The organism is Amycolatopsis sacchari (assembly GCF_900114035.1).
In the GTDB taxonomy this organism is placed as follows: Bacteria; Actinomycetota; Actinomycetes; order Mycobacteriales; family Pseudonocardiaceae; genus Amycolatopsis_E; species Amycolatopsis_E sacchari.
The window spans coordinates 95,181-111,124 of record NZ_FORP01000011.1 but is presented as its reverse complement, the minus strand read 5'-3'; the positions used below and the strand labels follow the sequence as shown (position 1 = coordinate 111,124).

Here is a 15,944-nt window from a genome sequence, read left to right as displayed (position 1 = left end):
ATCAGGACCCGGACGGGGCCGGGCTGTCCACCGGCACCACGAGCCGCACGACCGTGCCGGACCTCCGGTGTCGCCGCACTGTCACGGTTCCGCCCCATCGTTCAGCTCTCTCCCGCATCGTCCTCAACCCGTACCCGCCCGGCCCCGCCGCGCCGATCCCGCACCCGTCGTCGGTGACCGTCGCCGTGAACCGGCCGTCGCGCACCGCCAGGCGGATCGACACCTGTTCCGCGCCCGCGTGCTTCACCACGTTGTGGATGGCCTCCGCCACCACGCGGTACACGTCCTCCGCCAGCTCGCCGGTGAGCCGCCCGGCGCCGCGCCCCACGGTGAGGCCGAACTTCAGCCCCGTGCGGTTCGCGGTGCTGTCGGCCAGCGCCCTGATGGCCTCCTCCAGCCCGCCCAGCTCCGCCGACGTCGAGGGCCGCAGCTCGTGCACCATCGCCCGCAGGTCGGCGAGCACGGTGTGCGACAGCGAGCCGACCTCACCCGCGATCCGCGCCACCGCCGCCACCGGCACGCTGTCGCCGCGCTGCCCCAGCACCTCCAGCGACTTCGCCTGCATGCTGATGGAGAACACCTGCTGCACGATCGAATCGTGCAGGTCGCGCGCCAGCCGCTGCCGTTCCTCGCGGCGCGCGTCCTCGCGTTCACGGCGCAGCAGCCCGGCGTAGTCCACGGCCATCGCCGCCTGCTCCGCCATCGCGAGCAGGAACTCCACCGTCTGCGGCCCGACGGAGTGCCCCGGCAGGAAGAACGCGTTGAGCACGCCCACCGCCGCACCCCGCACCAGCAGCGGGACGCTGGCGAACGTCTCCCAGTCGAGCTCGCCCATGTAGTGGGCCAGGGGCCGCCACGCCGGGTCGCGCTGGATCGCCGCGCCCCGGTCGGGCACGACCACCGGTTCGCCCGTTTCGAACGCCTCTAGCATCTTCAGCGACGCGCCCCGGCGGCGGCATTCCATGAGCCGGGGGAAGAAGTCCGGCCAGTGCCGGAACCCGGCCGAGCCCATGATCCGCAACCCCGCTCCCGAGTCGTCGAGCGCGAGGATCTGCACGGCCGCCAGCGCGTCGGTCCGCAGCACCTCCGACGCGAGCGCGTCGAGGATCTCGGGCAACGACCCCTGCGAAGCCAGGTTCGCCGCCGTGCTGGCCAGGGCGGCGAGCCGCCGCTGCCGGTGGCGTTCGTCCGTGACGTCGCGGAACGAGACCAGAGTGGACCCGTCGGGCAGACCCCGCGTGCGGTAGGCGAATTCCCGCCGCACCTCGGGTTCCGGTGTCCACACCGCGCTCTGCTCGCCCTCGCCGGCGGTGAACGGCGACGGTGCGCCGAGCACCTCGCGGCCGCACAGGCGCGCGGCGGCGTGGTTGAGCCAGGCGAACCGGCCGCCGGGATCGACCAGCGCCAGTCCGTCGGGCGCGTCGAGGGCGAGCGCGGCCACGTCGACGGCCGGGGCTTTCAGGCCGGGCATGGCATTCTCCTTCCACACGTGCTCCTCCAGCATGCCGGTGGGACGGCGCGGGCAGCAGAGCCAGGGGCCGGATCCGCATCATTTGTCTCGGCCCGTCCGAGGCCGATTACCGCGTGGGCGCCGTCATTGCTCCGTGGTCCGCGCCCGGTGCCGCTGCCTACGATCTTTCCGGTGCGGGTACTGGGAATCGTGAACGCGACGCCGGATTCGTTCTGGGCGGGCAGCCGCTTCGACACGGTCGCGCGCGCCGTCGCGGCCGGACAGCGGATGTTCAGCGACGGCGCGTGGGCGGTGGACGTCGGCGGCGAGTCCACCCGTCCCGGCGCCGTGCCGGTCTCGGTGGAGGAGGAGCTGGACCGCGTCGTGCCGGTGGTTTCGGCGCTGGCGGCGCGCGGCCGGGTCTCGGTGGACACGCGCAACGCCGACGTGGCGGAGGCGGCGGTCGAGGCCGGGGCGACGATCGTCAACGACGTCTCGGGCAAGCTGTACGACGTGGCGGGCAGGCTCGGCGTCGGCTACATCGGGATGCACGCGCACACGGTGCCTGTGCTACCGGACGCGGCACCGTCCTATGTGGACGTATGTGCGGAGGTCACGGGTTACCTGACCTCGCTGGCGGAGGCGGCGCGGGCGGACGGCGTGCGGGAGCTGTGGCTCGACCCGGGGATCGGGTTCGGCAAGAACGCCGAGGACAACGTCCGCCTGCTGCGGGACCTGCCGCGCCTGTGCGAGCTCGGGATCCCGGTCGCGCTGGGGGTGAGCCGCAAGTCGTTCCTGGGCGCGCTCACCGGCAGGCCGGTGGACGACCGGCTGCCGGCGTCGCTGGCGTTGCTCGCCCCGGCGCTGCGGGCCGGGGTGGACCTGATCCGGGTGCACGACGTGGCGGAGACGGTGGACACGATCGCCGTGCTGAAGGCGGTGTGGGACCTGTAACGCGACCCGGCGGCGGAACGATCATGGAATCGTCCGCGGGCGCCGCGGCGCTCCCGGAAGGTTCCTCCCATGCTCCGCAGAATCGCGGCCGCCGCACTGTTGCTGCTGTCCCTCGCCGCGTGTTCGGCCCCCGCCCCGGCTGCACCCCAGCCGTCCGCACCGCCGCCCCCGCCTCCCGCGAGCAGCTCGCAAGCGCCCGACGCCGCACCGGTCGTCCGTGCGATGCTCACCGCGCAGGACGCGGCGACGCTCGGCTTCACGAGCGACACCCAGCCGCGCGCCGTGAGCGGGCCCGGCCTCCAGCTCGTCGGCTCGTGCCGCGACAAGCTGCCTTCGGACGCCGAGATCATCCAGGAGCAGGGGAAGGACTGGTACACCGGGGATCCGCTGAGCGTCGCGGTGAACCTGCACCAGCAGACCGCGCAGTACCCGGATGGCAAGGCGGCGCAGGCGGTCGCCGAACTGGTCGCCGCCGGCGGCTGCACCGCGGGCACGGGCAGCCCCACCGGCACGAAGCAGCCGCAGCTGGCCGCCGCGCCCGGCGTGGACGCGCAGGCCGCAGTGTGCTCGGAGTACGAGGGCCCCTTCGCGGAGCGCAACTGCGTGGTCGTCGTCGCACACGGCACGCTCGTGACGTCGGCCACCCTGGACGTCCAGGGGAACGCGGCGGGGGAGGTCAAGCGCAAGGCCGACGCGGTGTTCGGCAAGCTCGGCCCGCTGCTCGCCGCCGCCGTGACGCGCGCCTGACGTCACTGGCCGAGGCCGGCCAGCTCCGCGTGCATGAACTCCACCAGCCACTGCTGCGCCGGGGTGCACGTGTGACGGTGCCGCGCGTAGACGGACACCTGCGCGGGTTCGATCTCCATCGGCAGCTCCAGCAGCCGCACGCGGTGCTCGGCCGTGAACACCCTGCCGACGAGCCGGGGCACCATCGCCACGAGTTCGCTGTCCTGCACCAGGTACGGCAGCGTCGAAAACCGCGTCACCTCCAGGACGACGCGGTCGAGCAGCCCGTGTGCCTCCAGCGCCCGGCGCGGCCCCTCGTGCCCGGCGGGGCCGAACACCGCGATGTGCCGTTCGCCCGCGAGCGCGGCCAGGTCTGCGCGCTTGCCCCGCAGCCGGGGGTGGTCCGCCGCCACCATGCCGACGTACCCCTCGGAGAACAGCGGAACGCGCCGCACCCGCTGCGAACTCAGCGGCGGCGAAGCGATGAACGCGTCGATCTCCCCGCGCCCCAGCTGGTCCACGGCGTTGACCACGTCGAGCGGGCGCACGGTCAGCGTCACCCCGGGCGCGCGCGACGGCAGCGCCGCCATCAGGACCGGCAGCAGCGACACCTCGCCGAGGTCCGACAGGCACAGCGTGAACGACGTGCGCGCCGACGCCGGGTCGAACGAGTGCGCCCCGCTGACCGCGGACTCGATCTCCACCAGCGCGTTCTGCAGCGGCCGGTACAGCTCCCGCGCGGTCGTCGTGGGCACGAGGCCGTTGCCGCTGCGGCGGAACAGCTCGTCGGAAAAGCGGCGCCGCAGCTTCTGCAGGCCGTAGCTGATCGTCGGCTGGGTGACGTGCATCGACTCGGCCGTCGCGGTCACGCTGCGGGTCTCGTAGAGCAGGACGAACGTGCGCACGAGGTTGAGGTCGAACTCCCGCATCATCGATCCTGTCTATAAGCGTCGTCGCCAACATTGATTGGAACACAGGCCGCTCCCGGTCCTACGCTCAGCCCACCACCGTTGCCGAGGAGGACACCGCGTCATGCCGACCGCCCGCCGGATCGCCCACGAGTTCCTGGAACGCCGGGGCCTGACCACGATCTTCGGCAACCCCGGGTCGAACGAGCTGCCGTTCCTCGCGGAGCTGCCCGAGGGTTTCCGCTACGTGCTCGGCCTGCACGAAGGCGTCGTGGTGGGCATGGCCGACGGGTACGCGCAGGCCACCGGCCGTCCGGTGCTGGTGAACCTGCACGCCGCGGCCGGGTCCGGCAACGCGATGGGCGCGCTCACCAACGCCGTCTCCTCGCGTTCACCGCTCGTGCTCACCGCGGGCCAGCAGGTGCGCTCGGCGATCGGCCTGGAGGCGATGCTCGCCAACGTCGAGGCGACCCAGCTCATGCGCCCGCTCGTCGGCTGGGCGGGGGAGCCGAGTTGCGCCGCCGACGTGCCGCGTTCGCTCGCGCAGGCGGTGTTCGAGGCGGAACTGCAGCGCCGTCCCACCTACCTGTCGGTGCCCTACGACGACTGGTCGGCCGAGCTGGACGCCAACGCCGCTCTGACGCTCGACCGGAGCGTGCAACGCGCGTCGGGGCCGGACGAGGCCCAGCTGCGGGAGCTGGCGCAGGAGCTCGAAGCCGCGCGCAACCCCGTGCTGGTGCTCGGCGCGGACCTCGACACCGCGGGGTTGTTCGACCGTGCGGTCGCGTTCGCCGAGCACCGGCAGCTGCCGGTGTGGGTGGCGCCGTCGCCGCACCGCCTGCCGTTCCCCAACCGGCACCCGCTGTTCCGCGGCGTGCTCCCGGCGGGCATCGGCGCGGTGTCGGACGCCGTGGCGGGGCACGACCTCGTGCTCGTGCTGGGGGCGCCCGTGTTCCGGTACCACCAGCACGTGCCGGGCCCGTACCTGCCCGAGGGCACCAGGCTGGTCCAGGTCACCGACGACGCCGGGGCCGCCGCCCGCGCGCCCATGGGACGCGCGCTCGTCGCGGATCCGGGGCCGGTGCTGGCGGGCCTGCTCACCCGGCTGCCCGCGGTTCCCGGCGGGGACCGCGAGTTCGTGCCGAACCCCGAGCCCGCGACCGCGGAGGGAGCGCTGCACCCGGAGCAGGTTTTCGCCGCCCTGCGGGAAACCCAGCCCGCGGACACGTGTTACGTCGTCGAGTCCACGTCGACGAACTCCGCGTGGTGGCGGCAGATGGACCTGAGGCGCCCCGGTTCGTACTTCTTCCCGGCCGCCGGCGGGCTCGGGTTCGGGCTGCCCGCGGCGGTCGGGATGGCGATGGGCCTCGACGGGCGGCCGGTCGTCGGGGTCATCGGTGACGGCTCGGCCAACTACGGCATCACCGCGTTGTGGACGGCGGCGCAGTACCGCGTGCCGGTGACGTTCGTGGTGCTGCGCAACGGAACCTACGGCGCGCTGCGGTGGTTCGGGAGCGTGCTCGGCACGCCGGACGTGCCGGGCACCGAGATCCCCGGGCTGGACTTCACCGCGATCGCCGCGGGGTACGGCGTGCCGGCCACCGCGGTCACGGAGCTGGACGACCTGCGCGCGCAGCTGAAGACGACGGCGGCGGGGCCGCGCCTGATCCAGGTCGACACCGCAGAGACCACCCCGTGACCGTCCTAACAGGACAATGATGGAATCCCCTTTCCCCGAAGGAGTACGGCAATGACGACGTCTCCCACCCGGTCGGCCGCCACGGCGTTGCTGTGCTGGCTCACCGTGCTGCTGGAGGGCTACGACCTCGTGGCGCTCGGCGCGACGATCCCGACGCTGCTCAAGACGCACTACCTCGGGTTCACCGCCGCCGGGGCGACCGCGGTGGCGACGGTTTCGCTGGTCGGGGTGGCGGTGGGGGCGGCCGGGCTCGGGCCGCTCACCGACCGGTTCGGCAGGCGGAGCATGCTCATCGGCTCGGTGCTGCTGTTCTCGCTTTTCACCCTGCTGACACCGTTTTCGCCCAACGTGGCGGTGTTCGGGGTGCTCCGGTTCGCCGCCGGGCTCGGCCTCGGCGCGTGCATGCCGGTGGCGCTGACGGTGATGGCGGAGAACCTGCCCGCACGGCGGCGGGCGAGCGCGAGCACGTTCACGATGACGGGCTACCACGTGGGTGCCGTGCTGACGTCGATCCTCGCGCTGGTCGTGGCGGAGGACTGGCACGTGCTGTTCTACGGCGGCGGCGCGGTCGGGCTGCTCGTGGTGCCGCTGATGTGGTGGCGGCTGCCCGAATCGGCGGCGTACCTGGCGGCCAAGCAGGAGCCGGAGGCGGAGCGGCTGCGCCTGCGTGACCTGCTGGGGCCGCGGTTCCGGCGCGTCAGCATCGCGGTCTGGACCGGTTCGTTCATGGGACTGCTGCTGGTGTACGGGCTGAACACGTGGCTGCCGCAGCTCATGCGCAGCGCGGGTTACCCGATCTCGACGTCGATCGCGCTGCTGCTCGTGCTCAACGTCGGCGCGGTGATCGGCCTCGTGCTGGCGGGCACGATCGCGGACCGGCGCGGTATCCGGCCCATCGCGCGGATCTGGTTCGGCGCGGGTGCGGTGCTGCTCGCGTTGCTGAGCCTGCGGATCGGCAACAGCGTGCTGCTCAACGCCTTGGTGCTGCTGACGGGCGTGTTCGTGTTCTCGGCGCAGGTGCTGATCTACGGCTACGTCACGCAGGTCTTCCCGGCGCGGGCACGCGGTACGGCGCTCGGCCTGACGTCCGCCGTGGGGCGGCTGGGGTCCATCGTGGGGCCGTTCATCACCGGTGCGCTCGTCACGGCGGGCGTGGCCTACCCGTGGGGGTTCTGGTTCTTCGCGCTCGTGGCCGCGCTGGGACTGGCCGCGGTCCTGCTGCTGGGCGGCCGCTCGGAAACGGTGTCCGGCAGCGAGGCGGCGGCGCTGCCGAGCTGAAAGTCCGAAGAGGACGGACGGCGCGGGAAGCGCTTTCCCGGCGGGTGGTCCGGTCCGGATGAACCGTCCGGACCGGACCGTCAGGCGGTGGCGGGTTTGTCGGTGGCCTGCTCGTCGGCGGCACCCAGCTGGCGCAGCCGGCGCCAGGCCAGGCGGTAGGGGTCACGGGCGAGCACCCGTCCCGTCCGCACGTCGAACCGCGCGCCGGCGAGCGCCAGCTCGGCGGTGGTGGTCGGGACGTGGTGTTTCCGGCAGCGGGCCCAGAAGACTCGGAGAGCTTGTGCCTCATCCACACCGGAAAGAGTGCCGCTTCCCGCGCGCCGCGGCCAGTGGACCCCGGGGGTTTCAGCAGGTCAGGTGACACCCGGAACCGCCGGACCCGCTGGTCGGCCGCGCCACGTGCTCGTCGCGCAAGCGCCCGCCCCGGTTCACCGGCACCTCATCCGCCGTGTGCCCGCCTGGCCGAAGATCGTTCGCGATCCCGGAACCGGATGAGGAGAAGATGTGCGGAAAGTACTGGTGACGCTGCTGCTGGTGTGCGGCGTGACGACGGTGGCGGCGGCACCCGCCCAGGCGAGTGCCGCCCGGGTGCTGAACGTGCTGTCGTTCAACATCCACCACGCCGCGGGCACGGACGGGGTGCTGGACGTCGCGCGGGTCGCGGACGTGATCCGGCGCAGCGGTGCGGACGTGGTGGGGCTGCAGGAGGTGGACCGGCACTACTCGGCCCGCAGCGAGTGGGCCGACCAGGCGGGGGAGCTGGCGCGGCTGCTGGGCTACCAGGTCGTGTTCGGGGCGAACATCGACCGTGAGCCGCCCTCGCCGGGGCAGCCGCGGGTGCAGTACGGCACGGCGATCCTGTCGCGGTACCCGATCCGCGCCTGGGACAACACGTACCTGTCCCGTTCGCCCGACCAGGAGCAGCGCGGTCTGCTGCACGCGGAACTGGACGTGCGCGGCAAGCGCGTGCACTTCTACGACACGCACCTGGCGGCCAGTTCCCAGACCGACCGGCTCGCGCAGACGCGCCAGATCGTGGACCTGATCGGCCGAACCCGGCCCTCGGTGCTCGTCGGCGACCTCAACGCGCTGCCGGACGCGCCGGAGATCGCCACGCTGGCGAGCGCTTTCACGGACGCCTGGCCGGTTTCCGGCCGTGGTGACGAGGCGACCTACCCGGCGGAGGCCCCGGACCGGCGGATCGACTACGTCTACGCCGGTGCCGGTGCGCGGCCCCTGGTCACGCGCGTCGTGCACGCCGACCCGGCCGCGTCGGACCACCTGCCGCTGGCGGCGCGCGTGCTGGTGCGTTGACAGGCAAGTAGCCACTTGCCTATGGTGGGGCGCGTGGGTGACGTCTTCAAGGCCTTGGCGGATCCCACGCGCCGGGCGATCCTCGACGAGCTCACCGAGCGGGACGGGCAGACGCTCTTCGAGATCTGCGGCCGGCTCACGATGAAGCACGGCCTCGGTTCGTCGCGGCAGGCGGTCTCGCAGCACCTCGACGTGCTGGAGGCCGCCGGTCTGGTCGAAGCCAGGCGCGAGGGCCGGTACAAGTTCCACCACATCAACACGGAACCGCTCGAGCCGATAGTCGAGCGGTGGCTGCGCAGGAGGGGTTCGGCATGAGGATTCAGCTGACGAGCGTGTACGTCGACGACCAGGAGAAGGCGCTGCGGTTCTACACCGAGGTGCTGGGTTTCGTGAAGAAGCACGACATCCCGGTGGGCGGCGGGGCGCGGTGGCTGACCGTGGTGTCGCCGGAGCGGCCGGAGGGCACGGAGCTCCTGCTCGAACCGACGGGCCACCCCGCGGCGAAGTCGTTCAAGGACGCGCTCGCCGCCGACGGCATCCCGTTCACGCAGTTCGCGGTCGACGACGTGCAGGCGGAGTACGACCGGCTGACCGGGCTGGGTGTGCGCTTCACCCAGGAACCCACCGACATGGGCACCGTGACCACCGCCGTCTTCGACGACACGTGCGGCAACCTCATCCAGATCGCGCACCAGAAGGTCTAGACCAGAAGCGGGTCCCCCCACGCGAGTTCCGCCGGGTGGGACCCGGCCAGTGCCGGCGGGCGGTGCATCTCCAGTCGCAGCCGCAGCGTGCCGGTGACGTCCAGCTCGACCGGCACCGGTTTGCCGAGGGTGGCCGTGGTCTCCGCGCGCGGCCGACCGTCGAGCAGGACGCGGAAACGCCCTACCTGGAACGGTTCCGCCGCGTCGTCGGGGACGCCCGCGACAGCGGTGAACCTGCCGTAGGAGGCATCGAGCGCCAGTTCGACGAAACCCGTCCCGCCGGGCTCCCGCGGCCGGAAGACGATGCTGTTGTCGTACCGCACCCCGTCCAGCAGTACTCCGGCCCTGTGCACACCGGTGCTGTGGGCGACCCACGGCGTTCCCGGCGACAGCGGATCGTCCGCCGCGCCGCCCCGCCACTCGCCGCGCTCGGGCATCGGGTACGGGCCCTGCCCGGTGATCGCGGCCAGCAGTCCCGCCACACCCCGGACGCTGATTTCCGGTATTTCGAACCGGGTCGTGGAGTAGGCCATCAGGAACGCCGGGATGTCCTCGACCGAGCGTCCCGGCAGCACGACCGGGAGCACGCGCTGCGTCTCCGCACGCAGGTTCCTGGTGAGGTTGTCCCGCAGGATCGCCGCCTCGTACTGCGACCCGCGGCCCTCGTCCGGTGGTGCCTGCCCGTCGGCGCGGCGCCGGTAGGCGGGTGACGCGACGACCAGGACGAAATCGGCGTTCGTGAGCAGTTCGGTCGCCCACGCCGACCAGTCGAGACGCCGGTGGTCGGCCCACTGGTCGAGTGCCACGTCGAGCCCGATCCGCCTGCGCAGCAGCGTCGCGAAACCCCTGACCTGCGCCATGTGCTCCGGCGAGTCCTGCGCGTAGCTGATGAAGACCCTCGGTGCCTTCCCGTCGGACATCCCCGCATTCTCTCCGTGCCCGCACCACCCGTGAAGGCGTGTCGTGGAACTGACGACTTCCTGTCGTGTCCTTTGTGGACTCTGTCGGGAAAAGTGGCAGGAGATTGTCGTGTTTTTGACGATCCGTTCCCGGGCCGGAGCTGGCTAGCATCGGCCACGGTGCGGCGGCGGGAAGGGCGGCGCGGGTGTACGAGTACGACGTTTTCCTCAGCTACCGGCGCAAGGGGGGCACCGTGCCCGCGTGGGTGCGCACGCACTTCCACCCCAGGCTGGCGGAGCTGCTGGACGACTACCTCGACCACGAGGCGAAGATCTTCTTCGACGACCAGGTACCCGCGGGCACGGCCTGGCCGCTGGAGGTGCGCAATGCCTTGCAGCGGGCCAAGGTGCTCGTCGCGGTGTGCTCGCCGAAGTACTTCTCCAGCGAGTGGTGCCTGGCGGAATGGCATTCGATGGCCCGCCGCGAGGAGCTCACGGGCCTGGCGACGCCGGAACGCCCGCAGGGGCTGATCTACCCGGTGATCTTCTGCGACTCGGAGAACTTCCCGAAGTACGCGCACGAGCGGCGCATGCTGGACCTCAAACGCTGGAACCAGCCGTACCAGCAGTTCCAGGACTCGCCGGCCTACCTCGACTTCCACCGCAACCTGCAGGTCGTCGCGACCGAGCTGGCCGGGCTCATCGCGCACGCGCCGGAGTGGCGCCCCGACTGGCCGGTGGAAACCCCGCTGCCCGATCCGCCGCCGACATCACGTCTGCCGAGGTTCTGAAGACCATGCCGGGAACCGTGATCACGTTCTACTCCTACAAGGGCGGCGTCGGCCGCAGCTTCACGCTCGCCAACATCGCGGTCCTGCTGGCGCGCTGGGGGAACCGGGTGCTGTGCGTGGACTGGGACCTGGAGGCACCAGGGCTGGCGGACTACTTCCGCCCCTTGCTGGCCGCGGACCCAGCGAGCGGCGTGGTGGACCTCGTCGACGACTTCGTGTCCGGGCGGCCGGATCCGGGTGCGCACCGGACGCGCCTGACCGGTGAGGGCACGCTCGACCTCATCGCCGCGGGCCGAGCCGACCCGGACTACGTCGGCCGCGTGCAACGGATCGACTGGGCGGGGCTGTACGAGGACGGGTTCGGCGAGTACCTCGAACAGTGCCGCGCACGCTGGACCGAGGAGTACGACTACGTCCTCCTCGACAGCCGCACCGGCGTCTCCGACATCGGCGGCATCTGCACGGCCCACCTGCCGGACCGGCTCGTGGTGTTGTTCACCGCCAACCTGCAGAGCGTGCGGGGCGCGGTGGAGATCGCGGAGCGGGCGAACGCGGCACGCGACCGGCTGCCCTACGACCGCCCCCAGCTGCCGGTCCTGCCCGTGTTGTCCCGGTTCGACAGCCGCGAGGAGTACGCCAGGGCGGAGGAGTGGCGGCGCATCTGCCTGGAGGAGACCAAGGGGCTGTACCACAACTGGCTGCACGGCGACGTCACGCCGGACCAGATGGCGCGGTACCTCACCCTGCCCTACGTCTCGTTCTGGACCTTCGGCGAGCAGTTGCCGGTGCGCACCGAGCCGGAACCGGCGCCGGACCAGGTGAGCTTCGCGCTGGAGACGGTGGCGGCGGTCATCGCCTCCCACTTCGACCGCGCGGACCTGCTGACCGAGAACCGGGACGCCTACGTGGCCTCGGTCAGAGCCAGCAGGCGCGAGTTCCCCCACGAACTCCGCGTGAGCACCCCGCGTTCGTTGCTGGGCGTCGCACAGGAACTGGTCGCGGAGCTGACGGCGTTCGGCGCGAGGGCCCAGCTTTCGCTGTCCGGCGACCGGTCGTTGCTGCAGCGTGGCGAGGACGACGCCCGGCACCTCTGCCTGCTGGTCGACGGGAAGGTCAACCGCTGGCAGGCCACGGAGGCCGAGCTGTTCCTGCACCGCACGCTCGGTCAGGACCGGCGGGTGCTGCCCGTGCTCGCCGGCGACGCGGACGCCCGTGACCTGCCCGGATCCTTCGGCAACCTGCGTTACCTCCGGCTGGGCACGGGCGGCCCGGCCGAGCTGGCACGCGAGATCGCGGGCCAGCTCGACGGCTCGGGCGAGGACGACGCGAGCGCCGTCCTGCGGCGCGCCTCCCGCGCGACCCTGCGGCCGCTGCTGTGGGAGCTGGTGGACGAGATCGTGCGGGCGCTGGGCGACGCGGACCAGGAACAGGCACGGGAGCTCATCGGCGACCTCGCGCTGGTCGTCAAGCGCACGGGACGGGGAGTGCCCGCCCCCGCGAGCACGCGGGCGGCGATCGAGCGGGCGCTGCGCGCCACGGAGGAAGGGGAACCCGGATGACGGAACGGCTCAACCACAAGCAGACCGCGGCGATGTTCACGCTGATGGTGCTCGCGAAAGCGGTCTCCAACACCGAGCTGAAGGAGGCGGTGGGGTTCACCCTCGACGGCCAGGACCGCGTGCGGCTGAACGACCTGAAGCTGGTCGACAGCCGCCGGGAAGGCAACCGGCCGTTCACGCACGAGCTGACGGAGCGGGGCTGGGCGTGGTGTGGCGAGGAACTGGGGGCTCGCACGCCTCCGCCACCCCACCCGCGCAGCACCCTCGTCCCCGCGCTCTACGCGATGCTCGCCGGGTTCGCCGAGTACCTGGGGCAGTCCGGGTTGCGCCTGGTCGACGTGTTCGGGCAGCCGGCGGACCTGGAGCACCGGATCCGCGCCGCCTACCGCAAGCTCACGGCCGCCCCGGGCGAGTGGGCGCGGCTGGCCGAACTGCGGCCGCTGCTGAACGGCGCCCCGGCCAAGGCGGTCGACGAGGCGCTCCAGGAGCTCAGCCGCAGCGGCCGGGCCCACCTGATCCCGGAGTCCGACCGCAAGGCGCTGACCGGCGAGGACCACGAGGCGGCGGTGCGGCTCGGTGGGGAGGACAACCACCTGCTCGCGCTGGAGGAGTGGTGATGGAACCGTTGTCCGCACTTGCCACCCTGCGGTTCGACTGGGCCGACACGCCGGACCAGGTCTGGCGCGACTCGCCCTACCACGTCGACGGCCTGCACGACGACATCGCCGACGAGATCGACAAGGACATCCGCGCCGCCGCCGTCAGCGACGGGCCCAGCCCGATCGGGCTCGTGCTCAAGGGGCAGAAGGGCGTCGGCAAGACGCACCTGCTCGGCCTCGTGCGGCGCCAGGCCCACCGCGCCGGCGGGTACTTCTTCCTCGACGAGCTCACCGCCGAGGACGCGTTCTGGGAGAACACGGCTGAGGCGCTGCGCCGGGGACTGTCCCAGCCGGACGACTCCGGGGCACCGCAGTCGAAGACGTTCCTGCAGCGGATCTGCCAGGCCGGACGCGTGGACCAGCGGGTCACCGACAACGTCCTCAATGGACGGAAGCTCCGGCCCGGCGACGTGGACGCGGTGCTCGACGGGCTCCGCGCCGTCGACCGGCAGCTGGCCGTCGACTGCGGGGACGTGGCGCGTGCGCTCGTGCTGCACGGCAGCGAGGACGCGGGCGCGAACCAGATCGCCGACGACTACCTTGGCCGGTTCGAGGAGGCGAAGAGCGGCGAGCGGCGGAAGTGGGGGATCCGGTCGCACCCGAAGTCCCCGGCGGCGCAGGTCCGCGACCTCACCCGCCTGCTCGCCGCGACCGGTCCGCTCGTGATCGGTGTCGACCAGCTCGACACCCTCATCGCCCGCAGTACCCGCCGCACCACGGACAGCGGCGCCGACGAGGACCTGCTGGTGGCCGGGATCGCCGACGGGCTGATGGGCCTGCGCGAGGTGACCCGGCGGACCGTCACGGTGCTGGCGTGCCTGCCCGCCACGTGGGCGCGGATCAAGGGCAGGGCGGCCGACACGGTGCCCGACCGGTTCCGCGAGGCGCAGACCCTGGGCCGCATCACCGACGCGGCGCTCGGCCGCACGCTCGTGGAGAAACGGCTGGGCGTGGCGTACCGGGCGATGGGGTTCGCGCCGCCGTACCCGTCGTGGCCGGTGGCGCCCGCCGCGTTCGAGGGGAAGTGGCCCCAGTACACGCCGCGGGAGCTGCTCAAGCGCGTCGGCTCGCACATCGACGCGTGCGTGCGTGCCGGGCAGGTCTGGGAGCTGACGGGTTTCGACGAGCGCGAGCCCGTGCCGCCGCCGCGGCGTGCGGCCGTACCGCAGGACCGGTTCGCGGAACTGGACGCCCGGTTCGGGGAGCTGCGATCGGCCGCCGAGGTTTCGCGGCTGCTGGACCACCACCGGGAGGACGAGGTGATGCCCGTGCTGCTGTCGGCGGCGTTGCGCGGGTGGATCGCCGAGGTCGGCAACGACGACATGCAGTGGGAGCCGCAGCCGCGGCAGGGGACCGAGGTGCACGCGTGGCTCACGCACACCCTCGACGAGGCCGCCGATCTGCAGGAGCACTGGGCTTTCCGGGTGATCGGCGCACCGCACCACCTGTCCGTGCTGCACCGGCTGCGCAAGGCCCGTGCCGCGCTGGGCGCACGAGCCGGGGCCGACAACCGCCACCTGATCCTGTTGCGCAACTCGAAGTGGGCGCGCGGTGAGGTGACGCAACGGGAACTCAAGGCGATCGAGGAAGCCGGCGGGCGACGGCTGGCACTGTCCGAATCGGACATCCGCACGTTCTGGGCGCTGGACCGGATGTTCACCGAGGCGCCTGCCGGCTTGCAGGAGTGGCTGATCGACCGGCGGCCGGCGGGGCGGTCGGAGCTGCTGTCGGAGGCGTTGCCGGACGGGCAGCGCGCAAGGGCACGGGCGGCGGAGCTCACGCTCGGCACGGTGGTCGGCACCGGCGAGCCGGTGCGGATCGAGCTGTCGGCTTTGCGCAAGCACGCCGCGGTTTTCGCCGGGTCGGGGTCGGGGAAAACCGTGTTGTTGCGCCGGATCGTCGAGGAGTGCGCGCTGCGCGGGGTGTCGGCGATCGTGCTGGACCCCAACAACGACCTCGCCCGCCTCGGCGACCCGTGGCCGGAGCCACCGGAGGCGTGGGCACCGGACGACGCGCGGCTCGCGGAGCAGTACCTCGCGGACACCGACGTCGTGGTGTGGACGCCGGGACGCGCGAACGGCAGACCGCTGACGTTCCGGCCGCTGCCGGACTTCGCGGGTGTGCTCGACGACGAGGACGAGTTCAACGCGGCCGTGGAGGTGGCGGTCGCGACGCTCGCCCCGCAGATCCGGCTCACCGGCAGCACCCAGCGGGCGAACCTCGGGCTGGCCGTGCTGCGGCAGGCCGTCGTGCACCACGCGCGCACGGGCTCCCGAAGCCTGCCCGGGCTGATCGAGGTCCTGGCCGACCTGCCGGAGGGGGTCACCACGCTCAACGACGGCAGGCGCATCGCCGCCGATCTCGCCGAAGCGCTGAAGGCGGCGATGGTCAACGACCCGCTCTTCGCGGGCAACGGGGAATCGGTGGACCCCGGCCTCCTGCTGACCCCGGCGGCGGGCAAGCGGGCGCGGGTGTCGGTGATCAGTTTCGTCGGGCTGCCCGCCGAGGAGCAGCGGCAGAACTTCGTCAACCAGCTGCAGATGGAGCTGTTCGCGTGGGTCAAGCGCAACCCGGCGGGGGACCGGCCGCTCGGAGCGCTGTTCGTGATGGACGAGGCGCAGACGCTCGCGTCGTCGGGCACGCTGACGGCGAGCACCCGCAGCACGATCGTGCTCGCGTCGCAGGCCCGGAAGTACGGGCTGGGGTTGCTGTTCGCGACGCAGGCGCCGAAGGGGCTGCACAACCAGGTCGTGGGCAACGCGATGACGCAGTTCTTCGGGCGGCTCAACAGCCCGGCCCAGATCGCCGCGGCGAACGAGCTGGCTCGCGCCAAGGGCAGCCCGGTCGCGGACATCTCCCGGCTCGAGCGTGCCCAGTTCTACGTGGCCGGGGAGGCGTTCGGCTTCCGGCAGGTCGCGACTCCGCTGTGCCTGAGCCACCACCCGGCGAGTCCGTTGCGGCTGGAGGAGGTGCTCGAACGGGCCCGGAAACCGCTGTCCTGAA

The 15,944-nt window shown here is 72.3% G+C and carries 15 protein-coding genes; 11 read left to right on the top strand and 4 right to left on the bottom strand.

Features of this window, described 5'->3' with window-relative positions; all coding sequences use genetic code 11:
* Window position 1 precedes the first annotated feature (1 nt).
* Entirely contained in the window at window positions 2-1,471 is a 1,470-nt protein-coding gene (locus BMZ92_RS19600; protein ID WP_091509617.1) for a sensor histidine kinase, read from the bottom strand.
* Window positions 1,472-1,642: 171 nt separating this feature from the next.
* On the opposite strand from BMZ92_RS19600, the gene folP reads away from it, so the two are divergent.
* A complete protein-coding gene (gene folP, locus BMZ92_RS19595; protein ID WP_245783140.1) occupies window positions 1,643-2,404 on the top strand; it encodes a dihydropteroate synthase in 762 nt (253 codons plus the stop codon).
* A 69-nt stretch (window positions 2,405-2,473) separates the two neighbouring features.
* Window positions 2,474-3,151: a hypothetical protein gene (locus tag BMZ92_RS19590; RefSeq protein ID WP_091509614.1), complete on the top strand. Its 678-nt coding sequence runs from the start codon at window positions 2,474-2,476 to the stop codon at window positions 3,149-3,151.
* Between the two features lie 2 nt (window positions 3,152-3,153).
* Here the strand turns inward: BMZ92_RS19590 and BMZ92_RS19585 are convergent, their stop codons facing one another.
* A complete protein-coding gene (locus tag BMZ92_RS19585; RefSeq protein ID WP_091509873.1) occupies window positions 3,154-4,059 on the bottom strand; it encodes a LysR family transcriptional regulator in 906 nt (301 codons plus the stop codon).
* Window positions 4,060-4,162: 103 nt separating this feature from the next.
* Here BMZ92_RS19585 and mdlC point away from each other — a divergent pair, with 103 nt between their 5' ends.
* Both mdlC and BMZ92_RS19575 read left to right on the top strand, forming a co-directional pair.
* Entirely contained in the window at window positions 4,163-5,737 is a 1,575-nt protein-coding gene (mdlC, locus tag BMZ92_RS19580; protein WP_091509611.1) for a benzoylformate decarboxylase, read from the top strand.
* Window positions 5,738-5,788: 51 nt separating this feature from the next.
* Window positions 5,789-7,015 carry an MFS transporter gene (locus BMZ92_RS19575; RefSeq protein WP_091509609.1) on the top strand — a complete coding sequence of 409 codons (1,227 nt, stop codon included), beginning with the start codon at window positions 5,789-5,791 and terminating at the stop codon, window positions 7,013-7,015.
* A gap of 80 nt (window positions 7,016-7,095) precedes the next feature.
* On the opposite strand, the gene BMZ92_RS19570 is transcribed toward BMZ92_RS19575, so the two are convergent.
* Complete coding sequence (locus tag BMZ92_RS19570) at window positions 7,096-7,308, bottom strand: hypothetical protein (protein ID WP_091509607.1); 213 nt, start codon at window positions 7,306-7,308, stop codon at window positions 7,096-7,098.
* Window positions 7,309-7,519: 211 nt separating this feature from the next.
* Here BMZ92_RS19570 and BMZ92_RS19565 point away from each other — a divergent pair, with 211 nt between their 5' ends.
* Genes BMZ92_RS19565 through BMZ92_RS19555 form a run of 3 tightly spaced genes read left to right on the top strand, consistent with a single transcriptional unit; the run spans window position 7,520 to window position 9,033 of the window.
* Entirely contained in the window at window positions 7,520-8,329 is an 810-nt protein-coding gene (locus BMZ92_RS19565) for an endonuclease/exonuclease/phosphatase family protein (protein ID WP_177228778.1), read from the top strand.
* 21 nt (window positions 8,330-8,350) lie between these two features.
* Complete coding sequence (locus BMZ92_RS19560) at window positions 8,351-8,644, top strand: ArsR/SmtB family transcription factor (RefSeq protein WP_177228777.1); 294 nt, start codon at window positions 8,351-8,353, stop codon at window positions 8,642-8,644.
* Window positions 8,641-9,033 (top strand): VOC family protein, encoded by a 393-nt coding sequence (locus tag BMZ92_RS19555; protein WP_091509603.1) that lies wholly within the window; start codon window positions 8,641-8,643, stop codon window positions 9,031-9,033. The genes BMZ92_RS19560 and BMZ92_RS19555 overlap by 4 nt, the downstream gene beginning before the upstream one ends.
* Here BMZ92_RS19555 and BMZ92_RS19550 read toward each other — a convergent pair.
* Window positions 9,030-9,953, bottom strand: coding sequence for an SEFIR domain-containing protein (locus BMZ92_RS19550; RefSeq protein WP_091509601.1), 924 nt, complete (start codon window positions 9,951-9,953; stop codon window positions 9,030-9,032). The two genes, BMZ92_RS19555 and BMZ92_RS19550, sit on opposite strands and share 4 nt — an antisense overlap.
* A gap of 185 nt (window positions 9,954-10,138) precedes the next feature.
* On the opposite strand from BMZ92_RS19550, the gene BMZ92_RS19545 reads away from it, so the two are divergent.
* From BMZ92_RS19545 to BMZ92_RS19530, 4 genes are read left to right on the top strand one after another with little or no spacing between them, the layout of a single operon-like run.
* Window positions 10,139-10,723 (top strand): TIR domain-containing protein, encoded by a 585-nt coding sequence (locus BMZ92_RS19545; protein WP_091509599.1) that lies wholly within the window; start codon window positions 10,139-10,141, stop codon window positions 10,721-10,723.
* 5 nt (window positions 10,724-10,728) lie between these two features.
* Complete coding sequence (locus tag BMZ92_RS19540) at window positions 10,729-12,282, top strand: KGGVGR-motif variant AAA ATPase (protein WP_091509596.1); 1,554 nt, start codon at window positions 10,729-10,731, stop codon at window positions 12,280-12,282.
* On the top strand, window positions 12,279-12,899 hold the full coding sequence (locus BMZ92_RS19535; RefSeq protein WP_091509595.1) for a hypothetical protein: 621 nt from the start codon (window positions 12,279-12,281) through the stop codon (window positions 12,897-12,899). The genes BMZ92_RS19540 and BMZ92_RS19535 overlap by 4 nt, the downstream gene beginning before the upstream one ends.
* Window positions 12,899-15,943 carry a helicase HerA domain-containing protein gene (locus tag BMZ92_RS19530; protein WP_091509593.1) on the top strand — a complete coding sequence of 1,015 codons (3,045 nt, stop codon included), beginning with the start codon at window positions 12,899-12,901 and terminating at the stop codon, window positions 15,941-15,943. Before BMZ92_RS19535 ends, BMZ92_RS19530 begins: the two co-directional genes overlap by 1 nt.
* Window position 15,944: the final 1 nt, after the last annotated feature.